The organism is Xanthobacter aminoxidans, from assembly GCF_023571765.1.
Classification (GTDB): domain Bacteria; phylum Pseudomonadota; class Alphaproteobacteria; order Rhizobiales; family Xanthobacteraceae; genus Xanthobacter; species Xanthobacter aminoxidans.
Genome location: NZ_JAMJXC010000022.1, coordinates 32,747 through 55,946, shown reverse-complemented (window position 1 = coordinate 55,946; position 23,200 = coordinate 32,747). Strand labels below are relative to the sequence as shown.

The window sequence follows — 23,200 nt, the reverse complement described above, 5'->3', positions numbered from 1 at the left end:
CTATTCCGCAGCAAGACGGGAAGCGCGCGCCTGCGCGATGGCCCACACCCTGGAGGGCGTCGCGGGCATGGGCACGTCCTCGGTGCCGAGCGCGTTGGTGAGCGCGTTGATGACGGCGGGCGGCGCGCCGATGGCCCCGGCCTCGCCGCAGCCCTTGATGCCGAGCGGGTTTGAGGGGCAGCGGGTCTGCGTCATGCCCACGGTGAAGGAGGGCAGGTCGCCGGCGCGGGGCATGGTGTAATCCATGTAGGAGCCGGTCACGAGCTGACCGTCCTCGTCATAGGTGACGCCTTCCATAAGCGCCTGGCCGATGCCCTGCCCAATGCCGCCATGCACCTGACCCTCGACGATCATCGGATTGATGATCTCGCCGAAATCATCAATGGCGACGAAGGACTTGATCTCGACGACGCCGGTCTCCGGGTCCACCTCCAGCTCGCAGATGTGGCAGCCGGCGGGGAAGGTGAAGTTGGTGGGATCGTAGAACGCCCCCTCCTTCAGCCCCGGCTCGATCTCGGAGGTCGGGAATTTGTGCGCCACATAGGCGTTCAGCGCCACCTCGGCGAAGGCCAGCGAACGGTCGGTGCCGGCGACGGTGAACCTGCCGTCCTTGAACTCGATGTCCCCTTCCGAGGCTTCCAGCATGTGGGCGGCGATCTTCTTCGCCTTGGCCTCGACCTTGTCGAGCGCCTTCACGATGGCCGACATGCCCACCGCACCGGAGCGCGAGCCGTAGGTGCCCATGCCGAACTGCACCTTGTCGGTGTCGCCGTGCACCACGCTCACCTGATCGATGGGGATGCCGAGGCGGGCGGAGACGAGCTGGGCGAAGGTGGTCTCGTGCCCCTGCCCGTGGCTGTGGGAGCCGGTGAGCACCTCCACATTGCCCGTGGGGTTCACCCGCACTTCCGCGCTTTCCCACAGGCCGACACCGGCGCCGAGCGAGCCCACCGCTGCCGAAGGGGCGATGCCGCAGGCCTCGATGTAAGCCGACAGGCCGATGCCGCGCAGCTTGCCGTTGCGCTCGGATTCCGCCCGGCGGGCCGGGAAGCCCTTGTAGTCCGCCACCTCCAGCGCCTTGTCGAGGGAGGCGACGTAATCGCCCGCGTCGTAGCACATGATGACGGGCGTCTGGTGCGGGAAGGACTTGATGAAGTTGCGGCGGCGGAACTCGGCAGGGTCCTCCCCGCGCTCCCGCGCCGCCTTCTCCACGATGCGCTCCAGAAGGAACGTCGCCTCCGGCCGCCCGGCGCCGCGATAGGCGTCCACCGGGGCGGTGGTGGTGTAGACGGCATCCACCTCGCAATAGATGGCCGGGATGGCGTACTGGCCCGACAGAAGCGTCGCGTAGAGATAGGTCGGGATGGAGGAGGCGAAGGTGGAGAGATAGGCGCCCATGTTGGCGCGGGTGTGCACCCGGAAGCCGATGATGTGCCCGGCCTCGTCCATCGCCAGCTCGGCATGGGTGATGTGGTCGCGCCCGTGGGCGTCGGAGAGGAAGGCCTCGGAGCGATCCCCCGTCCACTTCACCGGCCGGCCCACTTTCTTCGCCGCCCAGGTGCAGACCGTCTCCTCCGCATAGATGAAGATCTTGGAGCCGAAGCCGCCGCCCACATCAGGGGCGATCACGCGCAGCTTGTTCTCCGGCGCGATGCCGACGAAGGCAGAGAGCACAAGGCGGGCGACGTGCGGGTTCTGGCTGGTGGTCCAGAGGGTGAAGGCCTCGTCGCCGGAATCATATTCGCCGATGGCCGCGCGCGGCTCGATGGCGTTGGGGGCGAGGCGGTTGTTGACGATGTCGATGCTCGTCACCTTCGCCGCGCGGGCGAACGCCGCCTCGGTGGCGGCCTTGTCGCCCAGCTCCCACTCGAAGGCGGTGTTGCGCGGGGCGCACTCGTGGATCTGCTCGCCGTCCGTGGCCGTGGCGAGGTCCGCGACGGCGGGGAGAAGCTCGTATTCCACCTCCACCGCGAGCGCGGCGTCCTTCGCCTGGTTCAGCGTCTCGGCGATGACGACGGCCACGTGGTCGCCCACATAGCGCACCTTCTCCTTCGCCAGCGCCGGATGGGAGCCCATCTTCATGGGGCTGCCGTCCTTGGAATGGATCATCCAGCCGCAGATGAGGTCGCCGAGGCCGTCGGTCGCGAGGTCAGCGCCGGTGAGCACGTCCACCACGCCGGGCATGGCCTTGGCCGCGGTGGCGTCGATGTGGCGGATGCGGGCGTGGGCGTAGGGCGAGCGGACAAAATAGGCGTAGGCCTGCCCGGGACGGTCCATGTCGTCGGTGTAGCGGCCCTTGCCGGTGATGAAGCGGTGATCTTCCTTGCGCCGGACCGCGGCGCCGATGGGCGTGACGGAGCTGGAAACGCTGGCGTTCATCGGGATCCTCCCGGCGCCGCCCTTTGCGGGCGCGCAATGTCTGCGAAATGCGTGGCGGACGGGGTGCGGCAGCCGCCTATTCGGCGGCGCGCGGCGCCTCGGCGGAGCCCATGGCGGCGGCACCCGCGGCCACCGACTTGACGATGTTGTGATAGCCCGTGCAGCGGCAGATGTTGCCGTCCAGGTTCTCGCGGATGGTCGCCTCGTCGAGGTTCGGGCCGAAGCGGGCCACGAGATCCACCGCGCTCATGATCATGCCCGGCGTGCAGAAGCCGCACTGCAGGCCATGGTTTTCGCGGAAGGCTTCCTGCATGGGGTGCAGCTTTCCGCCGGTCGCCAGCCCCTCGATGGTGGTGACGGACGCGCCGTCCGCCTGCACGGCGAGCGTGGTGCAGGACTTCACCGCCACCCCGTCGAGATGGACGACGCAGGCCCCGCACTGGCTGGTGTCGCAGCCCACGTGCGTTCCCGTCAGGTCCAGCGTCTCGCGCAGGAACTGCACCAGGAGAGTGCGCGGATCGATCTCGGCTGAGACGGACTTGCCGTTCACGGTCAGACGGACGGGGACGCGAACGATGGTCGTCGCCTCGGACATGCCTCACCTCCCTGAGCCGGCGCCTCTCCGGCGCGGGGTTCGTCCCCGCGTCCGGCGTTCACGGCGGCCGGCCGTTTTTCATTCCTCCAATGTGGGACCGCGCCGGTGACGCGGTCAAGACGGGGGTGCTCCGATGGGGAACCCGTCACGCTCTCGTGCGCGCGGGCTCCGGCAGGGGCAAGGCGTCGTCCTCGGCGATCAGCGAGGGCTCGCTCTCCTCTGCCTCCATCATCGCCAGCGCATCGGTCCGGGAGGCGAAGCGGTTGGCGATGACGCCGACAATGACCAGCTGGAGGAAGTGGTAGAGCATGATGGGCGTGATGATGAGCGACAGGGCCGGCGCCGCGCCGAACATCACGTGCGCCATGGGCAGGCCCGTCGCCAGCGACTTCTTGGAGGCGCAGAAGGCCACCGCCACCGTGTCCGGCGCGGAAAACCCCATCAGCCGGCAGACGCCACGTGTCAGGGCATAGACCACCGCGAACAGGCCGACGACGGCGACGATCACTTCAGCCAGCAGCAGCGGGCTCAGGCCGTTCCACACGCCGGAGACCACGCTGTCGCAGAAGGAATTGTAGACGATGGCGAGGATCACCACCCGGTCCGCCGCCTTCACGAAAGCCCGGTGGCGCTCCACCGTCTTGAGCAGGAGCGGGCGCAGCGCCTGCCCGATGGCCAGTGGCAGGAGAACCAGCGTCACCAGCTTCAGGATGACCGCGCCGAGATCCATCCCGCCGCCCACCGCGTGGAGATACCACGCCATCAGGGCCGGAGTGGCGAACACGCCGATGAGGCTGGAGATGGAGGCGTTGAAGATCGCGACGGGCACGTTGCCCCGCGCCAGCGAGGTCATCGCCACCGAGGATGACACTGTGGAGGGCAACGCCGCGAGGAAGAAGAAGCCGATGGCGAGCGGCTCGGGGAACAGCCCGCCGGCCAGCGCCAGCGCGCCCGCCACCACGGCCGGGAAGACGAGGAAGGTGGTGGCCTGCACCACGAGGTGCAGGTCCCAGCGCGCGGCGCTCTCGATCAGTCGCCGCGGAGACAGCGAGACGCCGTAGAGCAGGAAGATGACCGCCACGCCCCACGTCGCCGCCTTGTCGGCGTGGAGGATGCCGCCGGTGACGCCGGGTTTTGGCCAGGCGAGGGCAAGGATGACGGTGGTGGCGAGGGCGACGAGAAAGGGATCGAGCTTCAGTCGTGACAACATGAGCCGTGTGACGAGGCGTGGGGATGATGTCCCCTCCCCGCGGCCGCTTCCCGTCCCCATCGAAGCCCGCTGCGCCTGAGGCGCGGAACGGCTCCGCTTCTTCCGCCACCTAAGCATCCGAGATGCCCGGCTACGGCTGCGCCGATCTTGGTGTCGACAATATACCAGAAAGGTATCTGCCTGCGCCCGCCCCTGCAAGAGCGAAATAAAGGCAGACGAAGCTTGGCAGAAAGCTCCCGTTGACGGGCTTCGCGACGCAATTGTGTCGGCCGAGGGGCCGGGTTATGACTCTCAAATACGGCAGCGCACAATCATCGGGCACGATGAGATAAGAGGCGCCCGAACAGAGGGGTTCAAGCGGCGGATGGATGTCTTCCTCCAGCAGCTCATCAACGGATTGACCCTGGGGTCGATCTACGGACTGATCGCCATCGGCTACACGATGGTCTTCGGCATCATCGGAATGGTGAACTTCGCCCACGGCGACGTGTTCATGGTCAGCGCCTTCATCGCGCTCATCTGTGTTCTGGTGCTGACCACCCTCGTCGGGCTGAGTTCCATCTTCGTCATTCTCGCCATCACCCTCGTGGTGGCGATGCTGTTCACCGGCCTCGTGAGCTGGACCATCGAGCGGGTGGCCTACCGGCCGCTGCGCGGCTCGTTCCGGCTGGCGCCGATGATCTCGGCCATCGGCATGTCCATCCTGCTCTCCAACTTCGTGCAGGTGGCGCAGGGCCCGCGCAACAAGCCGCTGCCGCCCATGGTGACGGACGTGATCGTCGTCATGGAGAACGACGGCTATCAGGTCACGCTCGCCTACAAGCAGATCATCATCATGGTGGTGACGGCGGTGCTGCTGGCGGGCTTCTGGTATCTCGTCCAGAAGACCTCCCTCGGCCGCGCCCAGCGGGCCTGCGAGCAGGACCGCAAGATGGCGGCGCTCCTGGGCGTGAACGTGGACCAGACCATCGCCCTCACCTTCGTCATCGGCGCCGCCCTCGCTGCCGTCGCGGGCGTGATGTACCTCATGTACTACGGCGTCGTGAACTTCGCGGACGGCTTCGTTCCGGGCGTGAAGGCCTTCACCGCTGCGGTTCTGGGCGGCATCGGCTCGCTGCCGGGCGCGGTGCTGGGGGGCATCCTCATCGGCCTCATCGAGACCTTCTGGTCCGCCTATTTCTCCATTGAATACAAGGATGTGGCGGCGTTTTCCATCCTTGTGGTCACGCTCATCTTCCTGCCGCAGGGCCTGCTCGGCCGGCCGGAAGTGGAGAAGGTATGATGGCGTCCGATCCGGCCGCCGAAACCACCGCGCCGCCTGCAGACGCGCGCCCCTCCGCTGTGACCGGCGCCCTCAAGGACGCCATCGTCAGCGGCCTGCTGACCGCGCTCCTGCTGACGCCGCTGGTGGGCTTTCGCGCCAGCGAATCGGGCACCGGCTCGCTGGTCCTCACCTACCGGTTCGGCCTCGTTGCCATCTTCGCCGGCATCGTGATGGTGGGCCGTTTCCTGCTCATGGTCACGGTGTGGAACCCGAACCGCCCGCCCCGCCGCGTCTCCACCACGCCCGGCGCCATGGCCCGGATCGGCGCTCTGGCGGCGCCGGCGGTGAAGCCGGTGTTCTTCAGCTTCGCCATCCTCTACCCGTTCCTGTCCATCCTCATGGCCGGCGGGCTGAGCCCGAGTCGCTACTGGGTGGACCTCGGCATCTATGTGCTCACCTACGTGATGCTCGGCTGGGGCCTCAACATCGTGGTGGGCCTCGCAGGCCTGCTCGATCTTGGCTACGTCGCCTTCTATGCGGTGGGTGCCTACACCTTCGCCTTGCTCTCCACCAGCGTGCCCATCAACGACTTCTTCGCCGGCACGCTGGGCGACGGATTCTGGACGGCCTGGGCGTTCTGGATCTGCCTGCCGCTCTCCGGCATCCTCGCCGCCATGTGGGGCGTCATTCTCGGCTTCCCGGTGCTGCGGCTGCGGGGCGACTATCTCGCCATCGTCACTTTGGCCTTCGGCGAGATCATCCGCCTCGTGCTCATCAACTGGGTGTCGCTGACCAACGGCGGCGCGGGCATCTCCTCAATCCCGCCCATCACCTTCTTCGGCGTGCCGTTCGATTCCTCCGACACCGGGTTCGCGAGCATTTTCGGGCTGGAGTTCAACTCCATGCACCGGATGATCTTCCTCTATTTCGTCATCCTGGGCCTCGCCGCGCTGACCGCCATCGTCACCATCCGTCTCCGGAAGATGCCGGTGGGCCGGGCGTGGGAAGCACTGCGCGAGGACGAGATCGCCTGCCGCTCGCTTGGCATCAACACCACACTGACCAAGCTTACCGCCTTCGCCACCGGCGCCATGTTCGGCGGCTTCGCCGGCGCCTTCTTCGCGGTGCGCATCCGCTTCGTCTCGCCCGAGAGCTTCACCTTCATGGAATCGGCCGTGATCCTCGCCATCGTGGTGCTGGGAGGCATGGGATCGCAGATGGGGGTCGCCGGCGCGGCGATCCTGCTCATCGGCGGCATGGAGCTTCTGCGCAACCTCTCCTTCCTCAAGGCCGACTTCCTGTTCGGCCCGGACTTCGACCCCTCCCTCTACCGCATGCTCATCTTCGGCTTCGCCATGGTGGCGGTGATGGTGTGGCGTCCGCGCGGCCTCGTCTCCAGCCGCATGCCCACCGTTTTCCTGAAGCAGCGCAAGGCGGTATCGGGGTCGCTGGTGAAGGAAGGGCACGGCTGATGGTCGGCGAGCCCCTCTCCCCGGCGCGGACCTGGGAAACCAACCAGATCCTGCGGGTCGATCACCTCTCCATGCGTTTCGGCGGCCTCGTCGCGGTCAACGACGTCTCCTTCGTCGCCGGGCGCGGCGAGGTGACGGCGGTGATTGGCCCCAACGGCGCGGGCAAGACCACGGTGTTCAACTGCATCACCGGCTTCTACAAGCCCACCACCGGCCGCCTCGCCTTGTTCCATGGCGGCCCGGCGACGGACGCGGAAGTGGATGGCGTCACCGCCTCGGGCCTCGCGTGGGGCAAGTCGCAGGCCGGCGCGCTCTATCTGCTGGAGCGCCTGCCGGACCACAAGGTCGCCTCCTGGGCACGGGTGGCGCGCACCTTCCAGAACATCCGCCTGTTCTCGGGCATGACCATCCTCGAGAACCTGCTGGTGGCGCAGCACATGTCGCTGACCACCTCCGGCCTCATGAATCCCGTCGCCATCCTGAACCTGCCGTCCTGGCAGCGGAAGCAGAAGGGCGCCGTGGACCGCGCGCTCTACTGGCTCAACAAGATCGGCCTCGTCGACCGCGCCGACGATCCGGCCGGCGACCTGCCCTATGGCGACCAGCGGCGCCTCGAGATCGCCCGCGCCATGTGCACAGACCCGGTGCTGCTCTGCCTCGACGAACCCGCCGCTGGCCTCAACCCGCGCGAATCCGCGGCGCTGAACGAGCTGTTGCTCTCCATCCGGCGCGAGCACCAAGCGTCCATCCTGCTCATCGAGCATGACATGTCGGTGGTGATGGAAATCTCGGACCACGTGGTCGTGCTGGAATACGGCTCCAAGATCGCCGACGGCACGCCCGACGAGGTGCGCAACGACCCGCGCGTCATCGCCTCCTATCTCGGCGTCGAGGACGAGGAAGAGGCCGTCGCCGTAGTGGAGGCCGGGGCATGAGCGCGCAGACAGCCACGGAAACCGCCGCCGCCCCCGCTCCCGCCGCGCGCAAGGCGCCGCTGCTGAGCGTATCGGGCGTCACCGCCTATTACGGCAACATCATCGCGCTGAAGGGCGTGGACATCGAGGTGAACGAGGGGGAGATCGTCACCCTCATCGGCGCCAACGGGGCCGGCAAGTCCACCTTGATGATGACCATCTGCGGCAGCCCCCGCGCCCGCGACGGCCGTATCGTCTATGCCGGGCGGGAAATCACCAGCCTGCCAACCCACGAGATCATGCGGCTCAAGATCGCCCAGTCTCCGGAAGGTCGGCGCATCTTTCCGCGCATGACCGTCTACGAGAATTTGCAGATGGGCGCCGCCATCGACGGCAACGCCCATTTCGCCGAGGATCTGGAGCGCATGTTCACGCTGTTCCCGCGCCTCAAGGAGCGCATCGAGCAGCGCGGCGGAACGCTCTCCGGCGGCGAGCAGCAGATGCTGGCCATCGCCCGCGCCCTCATGAGCCGGCCGCGCCTGCTGCTGCTCGACGAGCCCTCCCTCGGCCTCGCGCCCCTGGTGGTGCGGCAGATCTTCGATGCCATCCGCATGCTCAACCGCACCGAGGGGCTGACCGTGTTCCTGGTGGAGCAGAACGCCTTCCACGCGCTGAAGCTCGCCCACCGCGGCTATGTGATGGTGAACGGCCTCGTCACCATGTCCGGCACCGGCGCGGAGCTGCTCGCCCGGCCGGAGGTGCGCGCCGCCTATCTGGAAGGGGGGCGCTGACGTGACCGCACACGACGCCGCGCGCGATCCCGGCCGCGTCACCTCCCCCATGCTCATCGGTCCGCTGGTGGCCTTGGTGGTGCTGCTGGCGGCCCTGTTCATCTGGCCCCACGAGTTGATCGGCGCCTCGCTGGGCGACTTCCTGCTGGTGACGCTGTTCCTCGGCGGCGGGGCGGCCTGGCTCACCGGCAAGGCGGTGGCGCGCTCCTGGGAATCCTACGTCCATCTCGTCGCCTATTGCGCCTTGCTCGCCTGCGCAGTGCGCTTCTGCCACTTCGCGCTGTTCCAGGCGACGCTGTTCGATCTGGAGCCGCTGGTGGTGGAATTCGTGCTGCTCGCCTCCATCGCGACGCTCGGCTTCCGCGCCATGCGGCAGCGGCAGATGACGGTGCAATACGGCTGGATGTACGAGCGCGAGGGCCATGTGGCGTGGCGTCCACGCCGGCCTGACGGAGACTGAACGGCGGGCGCGGTTACCCTCATGAGAGGGATCGACTCGACCCGTGATTGCGGCACAATGCGCCGCCAACGGATTCACCCCGGCCGGTCGTGACGCCGGCAGGGTGCAGAAGGGGAGACAAGGCATGAAGAAGCTTTTGATGGCGTCGCTGGCGCTCGGCGCCGGCCTCGCCCTGGCGGCGCCGGCCCAGGCGCAGGTGAAGATCGCCGTCGCCGGCCCCATCACCGGCGATCTCGCCGCCGTGGGCGCCCAGCTGAAGAACGGCACCGAGCAGGCCATCGTCGACATCAACGCGTCCGGCGGCATCCTCGGCCAGAAGATCGAGTTCCTGGTGGGTGACGACGGCGGCAAGCCGGAGCAGGGCAAGTCGGCGGCCAACAAGCTGATCACCGACGGCGCCAAGTTCGTCATCGGCCACTACAATTCCGGCGTCTCGATCCCGACCTCGCAGGACTATGAAGAGGCCGGCGTGCTGCAGATCAGCCCCGCCTCCACCAACCCGACCTTCACCGAGCGCAAGATGTGGAACACCTTCCGCACTTGCGGTCGCGACGACCAGCAGGGCGCGGTGGCCGGCGCCTACATCCTGAAGAACTACAAGGGCAAGAAGATCGCCGTCGTCCACGACAAGACGCCCTACGGCAAGGGCCTCGCCGACGAGACCCAGAAGGCCCTCAACAAGGGCGGCATGAAGGAAGTTCTCTACGAGGGCATCAACCCGAAGGAGAAGGACTATTCGGCGCTCGTCTCCAAGATCAAGGCGACCGGCGCCGACCTCGTCTATTTCGGCGGCCTCTATCCGGAAGCCGGCCTGATCGTGCGCCAGATGCGCGATCAGGGCATGAAGACCGTCCTCATGGGCGGCGACGGCATGATCGACAAGGAGTTCTGGTCCATCGCCGGCGACGGCGCCACCGGCACCCTCACCACCTTCGGTCCCGACCCGCGCAAGAACCCGGCGGCCAAGGCCATCGTGGACAAGTTCAAGGCCAAGGGCATCGATCCCGAGGGCTACGTGCTCTACTCCTACGCCGGCGTGCAGGTCATCAAGCAGGCGGCCGAGGCGGCCAAGTCCCTCGACCCCAAGAAGGTGGCCGAGAAGATCCACTCGGGTATGAAGTTCGACACCGTGCTCGGCCCGCTCACCTTCGACAAGAAGGGCGACATCACCAAGCTCGACTACGTGGTCTACGTCTGGAAGGACGGCACCTACAGCGAGCTGTGATGCCCTGTACTTCAATCGACGCGTGAATAATCCGAAGCCTGCGCCCCCCGGCGCAGGCTTCTTCGTTTAAGCCAAACTTCGGCATCGCGCCGTGCTGTGGCGCGCTTGTCTTCGGACCCCGCTTTGGCAATCATGCTGCCACAAGGGCAAGGCGCGTCCCATGCGCCCGAAGCCCGGCGTGCGAAGGCCGGATCAACGGCCCCGCGCCAGACTTTCACACTCATTTCGAGGGGATCGGGATGAACAGGCTTTCCTTCGCCGCGCTCGCCGTCTGCGCCGGCCTCGTCCTCGCGCCCGCCGCGCGGGCGGATGTGAAGATCGCGGCCGCCGGGCCGCTCACCGGCTCCATCGCCGCCTTCGGCGCACAGATGAAGACCGGCGTCGAACAGGCGGTGAACGACATCAACGCCGCCGGCGGCATCAACGGGCAGAAGATCGAGCTTCTGGTGGCCGACGACGGCGGCAAGCCCGAGCAGGGCGTGGCGGCGGCCAACAAGCTCATCACCGACGGCGCGACCTTCGTCATCGGCCACGTCAATTCCGGCATCTCCATTGCCGCGTCATCGGATTACGCCGATGCCGGCGTGCTGCAGATCAGCCCCGCCTCCACCAATCCCGCCTACACCGAGCGCAAGCTGTGGAACACGTTCCGCACTGCCGGCCGCGACGACCAGCAGGGGCCGGTGGCGGGCGCCTTCCTCGCCGAGAAGTTCAAGAGCGGCAAGATCGCCATCGTCCACGACAAGTCGCCCTACGGAAAAGGCCTCGCCGACGAGACGCAGAAGGCCCTCAACAAGGCCGGCGTGAAGGAAGTGATGTATGAGGGCATCAACCCCGGCGAGAAGGACTATTCGGCCCTCGTCTCCAAGATGAAGGCGGCCGGCGTCGACGTGATCTATTACGGCGGCCTGCACCCCGAGGCCGGGCTGATCGTCCGCCAGATGCGCGACCAGGGCCTGAAGACCGTGCTCATGGGCGGCGACGCGCTGGCCGACAAGGAATTCTGGTCCATCGCCGGCACCGGCGGCACCGGCACGCTGATGACCTTCGGCCCGGACCCGCGCAAGAACCCGGCGGCCAAGGGCATCGTGGCGGCCATGACCGCGAAGGGCATCGATGCCGAGGGCTACGTGCTCTATTCCTATGCTGCCATGCAGGTCATCAAGCAGGCGGCCGAGGCGGCGAAATCCCTCGATCCGCAGAAGGTGGCCGCGCAGATCCACACCGGCATGACCTTCCAGACGGTGCTCGGCCCGCTCTCCTTCGACAAGAAGGGCGATATCACCAAGCCCGACTTCGTGGTCTATGAGTGGAAGGACGGCGGCTACAGCGAGCTGTAGGCCGCCTGCTCCCTTCTCCCCTCGCGGGAGAAGGTGGATCGCGGCGCAAGCCGCGCGCCGGATGAGAGGGGGCGATGAGCCCCCTCCCCCTCACCCCCGGCCCCTCTCCCGCGAGGGGAGAGGGGAGCACGCCGCGCGGGACTTAGCCGGAGGACGCCCATGCCCCAGACCATCACCCGCGGCTACAAGGCCCTCCTCGCCGAGGCGAATGCGAAGGTCGAGACGGTGACGCCGCAGGAGGCGCTGCGCCGCGCCGGCGAGGGCGCGCTGCTGGTGGACCTGCGCGACCCGCGCGAGCTGGAGCGCGAGGGGCGCGTGCCGGGCGCCTTCCATTGCCCGCGCGGCATGCTGGAATTCTGGATCGACCCGGAAAGCCCCTATTTCAAGCCGGTGTTCGGCGAGGACCGGGCGTTCGTCTTCTTCTGCGCCGGCGGCTGGCGCTCCGCGCTCTCGGCCGCAACGGCGCAGGACATGGGGCTGAAGCCGGTCGCCCATGTGGAAGGCGGCTTCAAGGCGTTGCGCGAGGCAGGCGCGCCGTTGGAGGCGCCGTCCGCCTACCCGACCGTCCTGTAGACCTCGTCCGCCCGCTTCTCGAAGGCATCGGCGAAGCGGCGGAAGGCGGCGTCGAACATGGCGCCCATGAGCATGCCGAGCGTGCGCGAGCGGAATTCGTAGGAGATGAAGAACTTCACGTCGCACGCGCCGTCGCCCTGGGGCACGAACTCCCAGCGGTTGTCGAGGCGGCTGAAGGGGCCGTCGAGATATTCCACGTGGATGACGAGGCGGGGCCGGTCCAGCGTCACGCGCGAGGTGAAGGTCTCGCGGATCAGCTTGTAGGCGACCGTCATGTCCGCCACGAGGATTTCCACGCCCTCGTCCGACTTGGTGCGCCGCTTCACGCGGAGCGCCTGGCAGAGCGGCACGAACTCGGGGTAGTGCTCCACGTCCGCCACCAGGTCGAACATGTCTGCGGCGGAATGCCTGACGCGCCGGCTGTTGGAGAAAGAAGGCACGTCAGGCCCGTCCGAGCCGCGCCGCGCGGTTGGCGCGCAGCTTCTCGAAATCGTCGCCCGCGTGGTGGGACGAGCGGGTGAGCGGGCTCGCCGAGACCATCAGGAAGCCCTTGGCGTAGGCCACCGTCTCATAGGCCTTGAACTCGTCCGGCGTCACGAAGCGCTCCACCTTGTGGTGCTTGCGGGTGGGCTGGAGATACTGGCCGATGGTGATGAAATCCACATCCGCCGAGCGCAGGTCGTCCATGAGCTGGAGCACCTCGGGCCGCTCCTCACCGAGGCCGACCATGATGCCGGACTTGGTGAAGATGGACGGGTCCAGCTCCTTCACCTTCTGCAGCAGGCGCAGGGAATGAAAATAGCGCGCGCCCGGCCGCACCGAGAGATAGCGCGAGGGCACCGTCTCCAGATTGTGGTTGAACACGTCCGGCCGCGCGGCGACCACCACCTCCAGCGCCCCGTCCTTGCGCAGGAAGTCGGGGGTGAGGATCTCGATGGTCGTCTTCGGGCTCGCCTTGCGGATGGCGGCGATGGTGCGGGCGAAATGCTCGGCGCCACCGTCGGCGAGGTCGTCCCGGTCCACGGAGGTGATGACGGCGTGGGAGAGGCCGAGCTTGGCGATGGAATCCGCCACCTTCTGCGGCTCGTCGCGGTCGAGGGCGTCGGGCAGGCCGGTGCGCACGTTGCAGAAGGCGCAGGCGCGGGTGCAGGTGTCGCCCATGATCATGAAGGTGGCGTGCTTCTTCTCCCAGCACTCCCCGATGTTGGGGCAGCCCGCCTCCTCGCACACGGTGACGAGGCCATGCTCCTTCACGATGCCGGCGGTCTTCGACCAGCCGGCCGAGCCCGGTGCCTTCACCCGGATCCACTCCGGCTTGCGCAGCACCTCGGTTTCCGGCCGATGCGCCTTCTCCGGATGGCGGGGCCGTTCCCGCGTGTCGATCACCGTGACCATGTGCGAACTTCCATACCCGGCAGGTCGCCATGACGGCGCCTGCGATCCTGCAACATAATATCCTGCGCGGCGCCCCGGAAGGGAGGCCGCCGCAGGGCCGGCATACCCCGGCGTGGGCCGTTCGTCAGCGCGACCTGATCGCCCGCCACACCCACAGCAGGATGATGGCGCCGCCGATGGCGGCAATCAGCGTGCGGAAGAAGCCGTGCACCGGCACGTTGAGCACGCCGGCCAGCTTGTCGCCGATGAAGGCGCCGGCCACGCCGACGAGGAGGTTCGTCAGCAGGCCGTGATTGCTGGCCGTCACCCGCTCCGCCACCCAGCCGGCAATGATGCCGATGATGATGAGCGAGAAGAAGCCGACACCCGGCTGGCTCAGGAACGCGTAGGTCTGCTGGTCCATGATGGCCCCCTTGGACACGTCCGCAGAAGCGCGGGCGCGTCTGGATCATGCCGCCAACAGCTCCGCGTGGCGAGCGGTACCGCTGCTGCCCTCACACGTGGATCGCGCGCCCGTAGGCCGCCATGACGCTCTCGTGCATCATCTCGGACAGGGTGGGGTGCGGGAACACTGCGTGGATGAGGTCTTCCTCGGTGGTCTCGAGATTCATGGCGATGACGAAGCCCTGGATCAGCTCGGTCACTTCCGCGCCCACCATGTGGGCGCCCAGCAGTTCGCCGGTCTTGGCGTCGAAGATGGTCTTCACGAGGCCGTCCGGCTCGCCGAGCGCGATGGCCTTGCCGTTGCCGATGAAGGGGAAGCGGCCGACCTTGATCTCGCGACCGGCCTCCTTGGCCTTCTTCTCGGTGAGGCCCACGGAGGCGATCTGCGGCGTGCAATAGGTGCAGCCGGGGATCTTCAGCTTGTCCATAGGGTGGGTGTGGAGGCCCTTGATGGTCTCGACGCAGATCACGCCCTCATGCTCGGCCTTGTGCGCCAGCATGGGCGGGCCGGCGATGTCGCCGATGGCGTAGACGCCGGGCACGCTGGTGCGGCCATAGCCGTCCGCCACGATGATGCCGCGCTCGATCTTCACGCCGATGGCCTCCAGTCCGAGGCCCTCCACATTGCCCACCACGCCCACGGCCGAGATCATCCGGTCCACGGTGATGTCGTGCTTAGCGCCCTTGGAATCCTCCACATGGGCGGTGAGGCTGTCGGCGTGCTTGGTCACGCCCGTGACCTTGGCGCCGGACATGATCTTCATGCCCAGCTTCTCGAAGCGCTTGCGGGCGATGGCGGCGATTTCCTCGTCCTCGACGGGGAGGATCTGCGGCAGCACCTCCACCACGGTCACGTCCACGCCCATAGTGCGGTAGAAGGAAGCGAACTCGATGCCGATGGCGCCGGAGCCCATCACCAGCAGGCTCTTGGGCATCTTCTCGGGCACCATGGCCTCGAAATAGGTCCAGATCAGCTTCTTGTCGGGCTCAAGGCCGGGCAGCGCGCGCGGGCGGGCGCCGGTGGCGACGATGATGTGCTTGGCGGTGTAGTCGCCGCCGCCCTTGGCGTTCTTGGGCGGGTTCGGGCTGGCCTCGACCTTGAGCTTGCCGGGGGCGGTGAAGGTGGCCTTGCCCCAGATCACGTCCACCTTGTTCTTGTTGAGCAGGAAGCCGACGCCGGTGGCGAGCTGGGAGGAGACGCCGCGCGAGCGTTTCACCACGGCGGCCGCATCGAAGCCGATCTTCTCGGCGGAGAGGCCGTAGTCCTTGGCGTGCTCCATGTAGTGGTAGATCTCGGCGGAGCGCAGCAGCGCCTTGGTGGGGATGCAGCCCCAGTTCAGACAGATGCCGCCGAGGTGGCTCTTCTCCACCACCGCTGTCTTGAAGCCGAGCTGCGCGGCGCGGATGGCGGCCACATAGCCGCCCGGCCCGCCGCCGATGACGATGATGTCGTAGGTATCAGCCATGGAAGGTCTCCTCGCCGCGCGCTGTTGCGGCGGGCTCTGGTCGTGATGGGGATCGGGGCGTCCCGAGGCGGCCGCCGGCGTGGGCTTCGGCGAGGCGCAAAAGCGCCTCCTCGAACAGGGAAAGGTCGCGGAAAGGATCCTCGGCCGGGGCTTCGGCCTGGATCACCGGCAGGCAGGAGGCATGGAGCGCTTCGGCCAGCATGAGATTGTCGAAATGGCCGAAGTCCTCCACATGGAGGCCATCCGCCATCAGGCTGTCCGGCCCCTCCGGCGCGGCGCCGATGGTGGCGCGGGCGCGGTGCTTCAGCTCGCCGGGATGATTGGAATAGGCCGCCACCGGCTTGCCGAGGGCGAAGGCGAAACCCACCTCGAAGGCGGTGCCGGGATCGGCACTGATGCCGCGAAAGGGCGTGAGGTTGGCGAGCACCGCATCGGCGGTCCGCATCATGCTCACATTGGCGGAGAAGATCGCGGTGGCGGAAATCCCGCCCGCCGCATCGAGGGCGATCTCGCCATCGAGGGGAAACAGGCCCGTGAACCCGTGGCGGGCACACAACTCCACCTTGCGCCGGCCGATCTCGCGCGCATCGTCGAGGAACACCTCCGGGCCGGCGAGATAGAGCTTCATCGGGTGAGCTTGTCCTTCCGTTCCCCGTTCGATCCCTCCCCCGCGAGCGGGAGAGGGGTCAGGCTGCACCGGGGCGGGAACCCTGCCCCCTCAGCCCCTCACTTGGTCAGGATGGCGAAAAGCTCATCCTTGAGGCGCATGCGCTCGCGGCGCATGGCTTCCATCTCCTCGTCGCCGGTGGGCTCCACGTCGGTCTCGGCCCGGTGCACCTGACGGTTCACCTCGTGATAGGCCTCGTGGAGCTTGGCGAAATGAGCGTCGGAGAGCTTCAGCGCCTGGATCTTCTCGGCATATTCCGGGAAGTCGGCGGCGAGCTCGTGGGGCGTGTGGCTCATTGTTGTTCCTTTCTGGGGTCGAACGGCACCAGGCGCCGCTGCCCCGCAGCTACACTGCTCCGCTGCGGCAGGATTTGATCTGCCGCAGCCCGGTCCGGCCGGCGGAGGCGCAGGCCTCGCGCCGGCGAAGTCGCGTCAGCTGCGACCTCAGACCAGCATCGCCATGGGCTTCTCGATGAAGCCCTTGAACGCGCTGAGGAGTTCGGCGCCAAGCGCGCCGTCCATCACCCGGTGATCGCAGGTCATGGTGACGGTCATCTGGGTGACGACCTTCACCTCGCCGCCCTTCACCACGGCCCGCTGCTCCGAGGCACCCACCGCGAGGATGGAGGACTGCGGCGCGTTGATGATGGCGGTGAAGTTGCGCATCCCCATCATGCCGAGGTTCGACACGGAGGTGGAGCCGCCGGAATATTCCTCCGGCTTCAGCTTCTTGGTGCGGGCACGCGCGGCGAGGTCGCGCATCTCGTTGGAGATGGTGGAGAGGGTCTTCTGCTCCGCCTTCTTCACGATGGGGGCATAAAGGCCGCCATCGATGGCGACCGCAACGCCCACGTCCGAGTGCTTCATGCGCAGGATGCGGTCTTCGGCCCACACGGCGTTGGCCGCCGGCACCTTCTGGAGCGCGAGCGCCAGCGCCTTGATGATGAAGTCGTTGACCGAGACGCGGTAGGACGGCTTGCCGTCCTTGTCCTTCGACGCATTGGCATTGACCTGCTCGCGCAGGGCCATGAGGTCGTCGAGGTCGCAATCCACCGTCAGGTAGAAGTGCGGGGTGAGCTGCTCGCTCTCCACCAGACGACGCGCGATGGTCTTGCGCATGCCGTCGAGCTGCACTTCCTCGTAGGTGCCGGCCTCGAACATGGCCTTCACCTGATCCGCCGTGGGACCGCTGAGAGCAGCCGTCGCCTTGGGCGCGGGAGCCGCAGCCGCAGGGGCCGCCGCAGCCGGTGCAGGCGCCGCGGCCGGCTTCGCGCCGGGCTGGGCGGCTTCCAGGTCGCGGGCGACGATGCGGCCATGCGGGCCGGAGCCCGACAGGCTGCCGAGGTCGATGCCCTTGTCCTTGGCGATCCGGCGGGCGAGCGGCGAGGCGAACACACGACCGCCCTGCCCGTTCGACGCCGGAGCAGACGCAGCCGCCGCAGGGGCGGGAGCGGGCGCGGCCGCAGGAGCCGGGCTCGCGGCAGGAGTAGCAGCAGGAGCGGGGGCCGGGGCGGCAGCGCCCTTGCCGGCGGCAGCGGTCGCCACGTCCTCACCCTCGCCGGCGAGGATGGCGATGAGCTGGTTCACCGGCACGTCCTGCGAGCCTTCCGGCACCAGGATCTTGGCAAGCACACCCTCGTCGATGGACTCGACTTCCATGGTGGCCTTGTCGGTCTCGATCTCGGCCAGCACGTCGCCGGACTTGACCGTGTCGCCTTCCTTCTTGAGCCACTTGGCGAGGTTGCCCTTCTCCATGGTGGGAGACAGGGCCGGCATCAGGATTTCGATGGGCATCTTCTTGGCCTTTCGAAAAGACAAAAACCCTCAGCGACGCCGGACGAAGGCGAGCATCTGCTGCTGGCGGGGATGGGACCAGTCGCCGATGATCTTCATCTCCCAATTGGGATCGCCGGCGAGCGCCGTGGAAAGCTGTGCCTGGGTATAGTGGTACGGGTCCTTGTCCGGGAACGTCACCACCCCACCCTTGCCCTGCTTCACCTGCTGCCCGAACTTGCCGTCGGGCACGAGGAAGCAGGTCACGAAGAAGATACCTCCGGGCACGAAATGGGGGGCGATCCGGGCGAGGCAGTCGACCAGATACGGCATCGGCAGGTGACTGAAGACTGACTGGGCAATACCCATGTCAAACTCCACACCGAACCCACCGATATCGAAGCTGTCAGACACACTCAGGTGGTCGCGCGGCAGCTTGGCATCGAGCCCGGCCGGGACGATCTCCTGGGCGTATCCGGCCTCCAGCAGGTCGCCGCTGAGGTCGATCCCGTAATACCGGTCGGCATCGAGATAAGCGACGAACTTGACCCCGCCGCGCAGGCTGCCGCAGCCGATGTCCACCAGCCGGTGGTGCGGCTTAAGTCCCTGCTTCACAAGGAAATCCCGCTGCAGCCGGCCGACCTCTTCCCAGAGGCCGCCGATGACTTCGCGGTGCTGTCCCTGCTGCACGTGGCGCGCCACGTGATCGAGGTCGTAATAGGTGGTCGGAGCGGTCTCCGACCTCTTTCCGGCGGTCATTTGTAGGTCACCGCCTTGACCGCCTCGATCACCTCCGCAACCGACGGCAGCGCCAGCTTTTCGAGGTTCGCGGCATACGGCATCGGGACGTCCTTGCCGGTGACGCGCAGGACCGGAGCGTCAAGGAAATCAAAGGCCTTGTCCATGAGCTGGGCGGCGATCTCGGCGCCGATTCCGGACTGCGGCCAGCCCTCTTCCACCGTGACGCAGCGGCCGGTCTTCTTCACCGAGGCGACGATGGCATCCACGTCCATGGGACGGATGGTGCGCAGGTCGATGACCTCGGCGTCGATGCCCTGCTTCGCCAGTTCCTCTGCCGCCTTGAGGGCATAGGTCATGCCGATGGAGAAGGAGACGATCGTCACATCCTTGCCCGACCGTGCGATCCGCGCCTTGCCGATGGGCAGGACGTAATCGTCGAGCTTCGGCACCTCGAACGAGTGGCCGTAAAGGATCTCGTTCTCGAGGAATATGATGGGGTTGGGGTCGCGGATGGCGGCCTTCAGCAGGCCCTTGGCATCGGCGGCGGAATAGGGCGCGATGACCTTCAGGCCGGGCACGTTGGAGTACCAGGCGGTGTAATCCTGGCTGTGCTGGGCGGCGACGCGGGCAGCGGCGCCGTTGGGGCCGCGGAAGACGATGGAGCAGTGGACCTGACCGCCGGACATGTAGAGCGTCTTGGCGGCGGAGTTGATGATCTGGTCTATCGCCTGCATGGCGAAGTTGAAGGTCATGAACTCCACGATGGGCTTCAGTCCCGCCATGGCCGCGCCGACGCCGACACCAGCAAAGCCGTGCTCGGTGATCGGAGTATCGATCACGCGGCGGGCGCCGAATTCCTGCAGCAGGCCCTGGGTAATCTTGTAGGCACCCTGATACTCGGCCACTTCCTCGCCCATGACGAAGACGTCGCCGTCGCGGCGCATCTCCTCGGCCATGGCATCACGCAGGGCCTCGCGGACCGTCTGGGTGACGAACTCGGTGCCGGCCGGCACTTCCGGATCGGGCTGTACAGTTACCTGCGGCGGAGCCGCGACGGCGGAGGGCGCCGGAGTGACGGGAGCGGCAGCTGCGGCCGGGGACGGCGCGCTCTCGGCGGCCTTGGCGGCGGGAGCGGGGGCGGCGCTCGCATCCTCGCCTTCGGCCAGGATGGTGGCGATGGGCGTATTCACCGCCACGTCCTGCGCGCCTTCCGGCACCAGGATCTTGCCGAGGATGCCCTCGTCGACGGCCTCCACCTCCATGGTGGCCTTGTCGGTCTCGATCTCGGCGAGCACGTCGCCGGACTTGACCGTGTCACCTTCCTTTTTCACCCACTTGGTAAGGTTGCCCTTCTCCATGGTGGGAGACAGGGCCGGCATGAGGACTTCGATGGCCATGGCTGTCAGCTCTTGCTCGGCGCGGGAGCGGGGACGGACGGCGTGGCGCCGGCCGGGGCCGCGTGATCGCGCTTGAAGGTGAGGTTGGTGTAGGCGGAGATGGCCGCGATCGCGATGGTCACGGAAACGAAGAAGGCGATGGCCGCCTTGCCGGAGCGCACCCGGTCCGCATCCTCGGCGGCGCCGGAGCGGCCGACGGCGAAGGGCCAGAGCGCCAGCAGAAGGTAGCTCCCGGTGCCGACGGGGCGCCCCGCCGCCCGCTCGGCGGCAAGGGCGGAGCGGCCGCCGCGCACGGCGACGACCCAGGCGCCGATGGCGGCCAGCAGCGCCGCTCCGGCGATCACATGGAAGAGTTCGGCCACGAGCCGGGCCTCAGCGCAGGATGTCCGTGTAGAGCTCGGCGACATCGGGCTCCGGATCGCTGCTGGCGAAGTCGGCAGCCGCGTTGACGATCTCGCGGACGTCGGCATCGATCTTCTTGAGATCGTCTTCGGTCACCTTGTGGCCGTCGAGGAGACGGGTCCTCACCTGCTCGATGGGATCGTGCTCGGTCCGCATCTTCTGCACCTCCTCCTTGGACCGGTACTTTGCCGGGTCCGACATGGAGTGGCCGCGATAGCGGTAGGTCTGCATCTCGAGGATGTAGGGGCCGTTGCCCTCACGGGCGAAGGCGAGGGCCCGTTCGCCGGCGGCCTTCACCGCCTGCACGTCCATGCCATCCACCTGCTCGCCGGGGATGTTGAAGGAGGTGCCGCGCTTGGAGAAGTCCTGCTGGGCGGAGGCGCGGGAGACCGCGGTGCCCATGGCGTACTTGTTGTTCTCGATCACGTACACGACCGGCAGCTTCCACAGCTCGGCCATGTTGAAGCTCTCGTAGACCTGGCCCTGGTTGGCCGCGCCGTCGCCGAAATAGGTGACGGAGACGTTGCCGTTCTCCCGGTAGCGGTCGGCGAAGGCGAGGCCGGTACCCAGCGAGACCTGCGCGCCGACGATGCCGTGGCCACCGAAGAACTGCTTCTCGATGCTGAACATGTGCATCGAGCCGCCCTTGCCCTTGGACAGGCCGCCGCGGCGGCCGGTCAGCTCGGCCATGACGCCCCTGGCATCCATGCCGGTGGACAGCATGTGGCCGTGGTCACGGTAGCCGGTGATGACCTGATCGCCCGGTTTCATCGCCATCTGCATGCCGACGACGACTGCTTCCTGGCCGATATAGAGGTGGCAGAAGCCGCCGATGAGGCCCATGCCGTACATCTGGCCGGCCTTCTCCTCGAAGCGGCGGATGAGCAGCATCTCGCGATAGGCTTCGAGGTCCTGATCCTTGGTGAAGGGTACCGGGCCGGACGGCACGGCGGTCCGGGGGGAAGTCTTCTTGGCGGCCATCGGCATCCTCAGGAAGCTCTGGAACTGCGCCTCTCTAACGCACAGCTGAGCCGCCTGAAAGCGGGAAATTTTCGATGCTGCAACGCAACACGTTGCAAACTCTTATGGATCAAGGGTTGAACTTGAATATGGTTCAAATGCCTCATGAACCATTTTATAGTTCATTTGGTGCGAAGCAGCACAAGATCTTTCGTATTTATGAAATTCAACTGCCGCCGCGCCTCCTCGTCCAGCAGGTCCGGATCGAGCTGGCTGGGGGCGAGAAGGGACACCTTGTTCTCCATCGCCTGCCGCTGCGCCTTGAGGCCGGCGAGCTCGGATTCGAGTGCCTTGGTCTCCTGCTCGTAGTTGCGACGCGCGAGGAGCCCGTGGTCGCCGATATAGGCATGATAGGCGAAGTATCCGATAAGCGCCGCAGCCCCCACGTGGAGAGCGAGCGTCGCAAGGATGGTCTGGAGGCGCGAGCGGCTTTGCATGGGCGCATCCTGCCGTTTTTAGGTTTCCGCCCTGTTAAGGCTGGCGTGCCGGAGCGCCGGAGTTGCGCCCGGAGCCGTCCGCGCCTCAACTGGGGGAAGGAAACGCCACACGGGAGCGGACATCGTTGGAGTGGACGGACGAGGGCATCGTGCTTGGGGTCAGGCGGCACGGCGAAGGCAATGCCATCGTCGAGTTGCTGACGCGCCATCGCGGCCGTCATCTCGGCATGGTGCGGGGTGGTGGATCGCGCCGGCTTGCCCCCGTCCTCCAACCCGGCAATTCGGTCAGCGCCACATGGCGTGCCCGGCTCGACGAGCACATGGGCAACTACGCTCTGGAGGCCTCGGTCGTCCGCGCCGGCATGCTGATGGAGGCGCCCCACGCCGCCTTCGGGTTCACCCACATGGCCCAGTTGCTCCACCTGCTGCCGGAGAGAGATCCCCACGAGGAGCTGTTCCTTACCCTCGGGGCCATTCTCGATGCGTTCAGCGAGGCAGACACGGCCGGTATGCTGGTGGCGCGGTTCGAGCTGGCCATGCTGTCGGAGCTGGGATTCGGATTGGAATTGGAGACGTGCGCGGCAACCGGCCAGCGCGAAGATCTCATCTATGTCTCGCCGAAGAGCGGGCGGGCGGTGTGCCGAGAAGCCGGGGCACCCTACAAGGATCGCCTCTTTCCCCTGCCGCCCTTTCTCCGGACCGGCACACCACCCGCCAGCGAGGATGTAGAATCGGCGCTGGCGATCACCGGCCATTTCCTGCTGGTGCGGGCTTTGGAGCCGCGCGGGCTCGGCTTTTCCGAAGCCCGCGCGGCGTTCCTGGCATCGTGGCGGCGAAGCGCCGATCACCAGCGGTAGTAACGGGGCGCGACCCAGACGTTGCGGCAGCGCGTCACCCAATGGGGGCGGCCGTTCCACCAGCGGCGCACCTGCCAGCAGCGCCGCACCCAGCGCACATCCTCGACCTTCGCCTGTTCATGGGCGGCGCCGGCAAAACTTCCCGCGCTACCGGCAAGTGATACGGCCGATGCAGAAGGGGCCGTACCAAGAAGCGCCAACGCAACGACTCCCCCCGCCGCAAGAGTTGCAATCTTCATGGACCTTCTCCTCTTGACGCGAACGTAGAGAAACGCTCGCGGATCGATGCTGAAACGTCGCAGGGGCGGGATTTTGTTCCGGGAGTGACATCTTAAGCGTGTGCTTTGCCGCAGATTATGGCCTTCTCCGGTACATGCAT

At 67.0% G+C, this 23,200-nt stretch carries 25 protein-coding genes; 9 read left to right on the top strand and 16 right to left on the bottom strand.

What is annotated here, in order from left to right; genetic code table 11:
* From EJ105_RS23875 to EJ105_RS23865, 3 genes are all read right to left on the bottom strand, one after another.
* Entirely contained in the window at window positions 1-2,379 is a 2,379-nt protein-coding gene (locus tag EJ105_RS23875) for a xanthine dehydrogenase family protein molybdopterin-binding subunit (RefSeq protein ID WP_250168283.1), read from the bottom strand.
* Window positions 2,380-2,455: 76 nt separating this feature from the next.
* Window positions 2,456-2,974 (bottom strand): (2Fe-2S)-binding protein, encoded by a 519-nt coding sequence (locus tag EJ105_RS23870; protein ID WP_029558476.1) that lies wholly within the window; start codon window positions 2,972-2,974, stop codon window positions 2,456-2,458.
* 145 nt (window positions 2,975-3,119) lie between these two features.
* A complete protein-coding gene (locus EJ105_RS23865; protein WP_250168282.1) occupies window positions 3,120-4,184 on the bottom strand; it encodes a bile acid:sodium symporter family protein in 1,065 nt (354 codons plus the stop codon).
* 364 nt (window positions 4,185-4,548) lie between these two features.
* Here EJ105_RS23865 and EJ105_RS23860 point away from each other — a divergent pair, with 364 nt between their 5' ends.
* The 8 genes from EJ105_RS23860 (at window position 4,549) to EJ105_RS23825 (ending at window position 12,223) form a co-directional block, all read left to right on the top strand.
* Window positions 4,549-5,466 carry a branched-chain amino acid ABC transporter permease gene (locus tag EJ105_RS23860; protein WP_029558474.1) on the top strand — a complete coding sequence of 306 codons (918 nt, stop codon included), beginning with the start codon at window positions 4,549-4,551 and terminating at the stop codon, window positions 5,464-5,466.
* The gene (livM, locus tag EJ105_RS23855; RefSeq protein ID WP_394042770.1) at window positions 5,463-6,920 is read left to right on the top strand and encodes a high-affinity branched-chain amino acid ABC transporter permease LivM; all 1,458 of its coding nucleotides are present in this window, start codon (window positions 5,463-5,465) and stop codon (window positions 6,918-6,920) included. Before EJ105_RS23860 ends, livM begins: the two co-directional genes overlap by 4 nt.
* Window positions 6,920-7,855 (top strand): ABC transporter ATP-binding protein, encoded by a 936-nt coding sequence (locus EJ105_RS23850; RefSeq protein ID WP_250168280.1) that lies wholly within the window; start codon window positions 6,920-6,922, stop codon window positions 7,853-7,855. The genes livM and EJ105_RS23850 overlap by 1 nt, the downstream gene beginning before the upstream one ends.
* Window positions 7,852-8,625 (top strand): ABC transporter ATP-binding protein, encoded by a 774-nt coding sequence (locus EJ105_RS23845; protein ID WP_250168279.1) that lies wholly within the window; start codon window positions 7,852-7,854, stop codon window positions 8,623-8,625. Before EJ105_RS23850 ends, EJ105_RS23845 begins: the two co-directional genes overlap by 4 nt.
* Before the next feature lies 1 nt (window position 8,626).
* Window positions 8,627-9,085, top strand: coding sequence for a DUF6867 family protein (locus EJ105_RS23840; protein ID WP_029558469.1), 459 nt, complete (start codon window positions 8,627-8,629; stop codon window positions 9,083-9,085).
* Window positions 9,086-9,209: 124 nt separating this feature from the next.
* Window positions 9,210-10,310, top strand: a complete 1,101-nt coding sequence (locus EJ105_RS23835) for a branched-chain amino acid ABC transporter substrate-binding protein (RefSeq protein WP_250168278.1) — start codon at window positions 9,210-9,212, stop codon at window positions 10,308-10,310.
* Window positions 10,311-10,549: 239 nt separating this feature from the next.
* Window positions 10,550-11,650 carry a branched-chain amino acid ABC transporter substrate-binding protein gene (locus EJ105_RS23830; protein ID WP_250168277.1) on the top strand — a complete coding sequence of 367 codons (1,101 nt, stop codon included), beginning with the start codon at window positions 10,550-10,552 and terminating at the stop codon, window positions 11,648-11,650.
* A gap of 159 nt (window positions 11,651-11,809) precedes the next feature.
* Window positions 11,810-12,223, top strand: a complete 414-nt coding sequence (locus EJ105_RS23825; protein ID WP_024279091.1) for a rhodanese-like domain-containing protein — start codon at window positions 11,810-11,812, stop codon at window positions 12,221-12,223.
* Here EJ105_RS23825 and EJ105_RS23820 read toward each other — a convergent pair.
* The 12 genes from EJ105_RS23820 to EJ105_RS23765 all read right to left on the bottom strand — a co-directional run bounded on the left by EJ105_RS23820 (window position 12,205) and on the right by EJ105_RS23765 (window position 21,964).
* Entirely contained in the window at window positions 12,205-12,663 is a 459-nt protein-coding gene (locus EJ105_RS23820; protein ID WP_024279092.1) for a type II toxin-antitoxin system RatA family toxin, read from the bottom strand. The genes EJ105_RS23825 and EJ105_RS23820 overlap by 19 nt on opposite strands.
* A 1-nt stretch (window position 12,664) precedes the next feature.
* Window positions 12,665-13,618 (bottom strand): lipoyl synthase, encoded by a 954-nt coding sequence (gene lipA, locus EJ105_RS23815; protein ID WP_024279093.1) that lies wholly within the window; start codon window positions 13,616-13,618, stop codon window positions 12,665-12,667.
* Window positions 13,619-13,742: 124 nt separating this feature from the next.
* Window positions 13,743-14,021, bottom strand: coding sequence for a GlsB/YeaQ/YmgE family stress response membrane protein (locus EJ105_RS23810; protein WP_029558464.1), 279 nt, complete (start codon window positions 14,019-14,021; stop codon window positions 13,743-13,745).
* Window positions 14,022-14,112: 91 nt separating this feature from the next.
* Window positions 14,113-15,528 (bottom strand): dihydrolipoyl dehydrogenase, encoded by a 1,416-nt coding sequence (gene lpdA / locus EJ105_RS23805; protein ID WP_024279095.1) that lies wholly within the window; start codon window positions 15,526-15,528, stop codon window positions 14,113-14,115.
* The gene (locus tag EJ105_RS23800) at window positions 15,521-16,156 is read right to left on the bottom strand and encodes a nucleoside 2-deoxyribosyltransferase (protein WP_250168276.1); all 636 of its coding nucleotides are present in this window, start codon (window positions 16,154-16,156) and stop codon (window positions 15,521-15,523) included. Before EJ105_RS23800 ends, lpdA begins: the two co-directional genes overlap by 8 nt.
* Before the next feature lie 98 nt (window positions 16,157-16,254).
* Entirely contained in the window at window positions 16,255-16,491 is a 237-nt protein-coding gene (locus EJ105_RS23795) for an HP1242/YdcH family protein (RefSeq protein WP_024279097.1), read from the bottom strand.
* Window positions 16,492-16,638: 147 nt separating this feature from the next.
* Window positions 16,639-17,988, bottom strand: coding sequence for a pyruvate dehydrogenase complex dihydrolipoamide acetyltransferase (locus EJ105_RS23790; protein WP_250168275.1), 1,350 nt, complete (start codon window positions 17,986-17,988; stop codon window positions 16,639-16,641).
* Between the two features lie 30 nt (window positions 17,989-18,018).
* Window positions 18,019-18,726, bottom strand: a complete 708-nt coding sequence (locus tag EJ105_RS23785) for a methyltransferase (RefSeq protein WP_250168274.1) — start codon at window positions 18,724-18,726, stop codon at window positions 18,019-18,021.
* Window positions 18,723-20,105 carry a pyruvate dehydrogenase complex E1 component subunit beta gene (locus tag EJ105_RS23780; protein ID WP_250168273.1) on the bottom strand — a complete coding sequence of 461 codons (1,383 nt, stop codon included), beginning with the start codon at window positions 20,103-20,105 and terminating at the stop codon, window positions 18,723-18,725. The genes EJ105_RS23785 and EJ105_RS23780 overlap by 4 nt, the downstream gene beginning before the upstream one ends.
* A gap of 5 nt (window positions 20,106-20,110) precedes the next feature.
* Window positions 20,111-20,467 carry a hypothetical protein gene (locus EJ105_RS23775; protein ID WP_024279101.1) on the bottom strand — a complete coding sequence of 119 codons (357 nt, stop codon included), beginning with the start codon at window positions 20,465-20,467 and terminating at the stop codon, window positions 20,111-20,113.
* A gap of 10 nt (window positions 20,468-20,477) precedes the next feature.
* Window positions 20,478-21,494, bottom strand: coding sequence for a pyruvate dehydrogenase (acetyl-transferring) E1 component subunit alpha (pdhA, locus tag EJ105_RS23770; RefSeq protein ID WP_374253950.1), 1,017 nt, complete (start codon window positions 21,492-21,494; stop codon window positions 20,478-20,480).
* Between the two features lie 155 nt (window positions 21,495-21,649).
* Window positions 21,650-21,964 carry an FtsB family cell division protein gene (locus EJ105_RS23765; RefSeq protein WP_024279103.1) on the bottom strand — a complete coding sequence of 105 codons (315 nt, stop codon included), beginning with the start codon at window positions 21,962-21,964 and terminating at the stop codon, window positions 21,650-21,652.
* A gap of 125 nt (window positions 21,965-22,089) precedes the next feature.
* Between EJ105_RS23765 and recO the strand changes: the two genes are divergently transcribed.
* Complete coding sequence (recO, locus tag EJ105_RS23760) at window positions 22,090-22,821, top strand: DNA repair protein RecO (protein ID WP_250168272.1); 732 nt, start codon at window positions 22,090-22,092, stop codon at window positions 22,819-22,821.
* Here recO and EJ105_RS23755 read toward each other — a convergent pair.
* Window positions 22,809-23,060, bottom strand: a complete 252-nt coding sequence (locus EJ105_RS23755) for a hypothetical protein (protein WP_250168271.1) — start codon at window positions 23,058-23,060, stop codon at window positions 22,809-22,811. The genes recO and EJ105_RS23755 overlap by 13 nt on opposite strands.
* Between the last annotated feature and the right edge of the window lie 140 nt (window positions 23,061-23,200).

Excerpts from the sequence above, each read along its gene's own strand:
- EJ105_RS23875 (WP_250168283.1), bottom strand. The coding sequence starts at position 2,379 with ATGAACGCCAGCGTTTCCAGCTCCGTCACGCCCATCGGCGCCGCGGTC.
- EJ105_RS23870 (WP_029558476.1), bottom strand. The coding sequence starts at position 2,974 with ATGTCCGAGGCGACGACCATCGTTCGCGTCCCCGTCCGTCTGACCGTG.
- EJ105_RS23865 (WP_250168282.1), bottom strand. The coding sequence starts at position 4,184 with ATGTTGTCACGACTGAAGCTCGATCCCTTTCTCGTCGCCCTCGCCACC.
- EJ105_RS23860 (WP_029558474.1), top strand. The coding sequence starts at position 4,549 with ATGGATGTCTTCCTCCAGCAGCTCATCAACGGATTGACCCTGGGGTCG.
- livM (WP_394042770.1), top strand. The coding sequence starts at position 5,463 with ATGATGGCGTCCGATCCGGCCGCCGAAACCACCGCGCCGCCTGCAGAC.
- EJ105_RS23850 (WP_250168280.1), top strand. The coding sequence starts at position 6,920 with ATGGTCGGCGAGCCCCTCTCCCCGGCGCGGACCTGGGAAACCAACCAG.
- EJ105_RS23845 (WP_250168279.1), top strand. The coding sequence starts at position 7,852 with ATGAGCGCGCAGACAGCCACGGAAACCGCCGCCGCCCCCGCTCCCGCC.
- EJ105_RS23835 (WP_250168278.1), top strand. The coding sequence starts at position 9,210 with ATGAAGAAGCTTTTGATGGCGTCGCTGGCGCTCGGCGCCGGCCTCGCC.
- EJ105_RS23830 (WP_250168277.1), top strand. The coding sequence starts at position 10,550 with ATGAACAGGCTTTCCTTCGCCGCGCTCGCCGTCTGCGCCGGCCTCGTC.
- EJ105_RS23825 (WP_024279091.1), top strand. The coding sequence starts at position 11,810 with ATGCCCCAGACCATCACCCGCGGCTACAAGGCCCTCCTCGCCGAGGCG.
- lipA (WP_024279093.1), bottom strand. The coding sequence starts at position 13,618 with ATGGTCACGGTGATCGACACGCGGGAACGGCCCCGCCATCCGGAGAAG.
- EJ105_RS23810 (WP_029558464.1), bottom strand. The coding sequence starts at position 14,021 with ATGGACCAGCAGACCTACGCGTTCCTGAGCCAGCCGGGTGTCGGCTTC.
- lpdA (WP_024279095.1), bottom strand. The coding sequence starts at position 15,528 with ATGGCTGATACCTACGACATCATCGTCATCGGCGGCGGGCCGGGCGGC.
- EJ105_RS23800 (WP_250168276.1), bottom strand. The coding sequence starts at position 16,156 with ATGAAGCTCTATCTCGCCGGCCCGGAGGTGTTCCTCGACGATGCGCGC.
- EJ105_RS23795 (WP_024279097.1), bottom strand. The coding sequence starts at position 16,491 with ATGAGCCACACGCCCCACGAGCTCGCCGCCGACTTCCCGGAATATGCC.
- EJ105_RS23790 (WP_250168275.1), bottom strand. The coding sequence starts at position 17,988 with ATGCCCATCGAAATCCTGATGCCGGCCCTGTCTCCCACCATGGAGAAG.
- EJ105_RS23785 (WP_250168274.1), bottom strand. The coding sequence starts at position 18,726 with ATGACCGCCGGAAAGAGGTCGGAGACCGCTCCGACCACCTATTACGAC.
- EJ105_RS23780 (WP_250168273.1), bottom strand. The coding sequence starts at position 20,105 with ATGGCCATCGAAGTCCTCATGCCGGCCCTGTCTCCCACCATGGAGAAG.
- pdhA (WP_374253950.1), bottom strand. The coding sequence starts at position 21,494 with ATGCCGATGGCCGCCAAGAAGACTTCCCCCCGGACCGCCGTGCCGTCC.
- EJ105_RS23765 (WP_024279103.1), bottom strand. The coding sequence starts at position 21,964 with ATGCAAAGCCGCTCGCGCCTCCAGACCATCCTTGCGACGCTCGCTCTC.
- EJ105_RS23755 (WP_250168271.1), bottom strand. The coding sequence starts at position 23,060 with ATGAAGATTGCAACTCTTGCGGCGGGGGGAGTCGTTGCGTTGGCGCTT.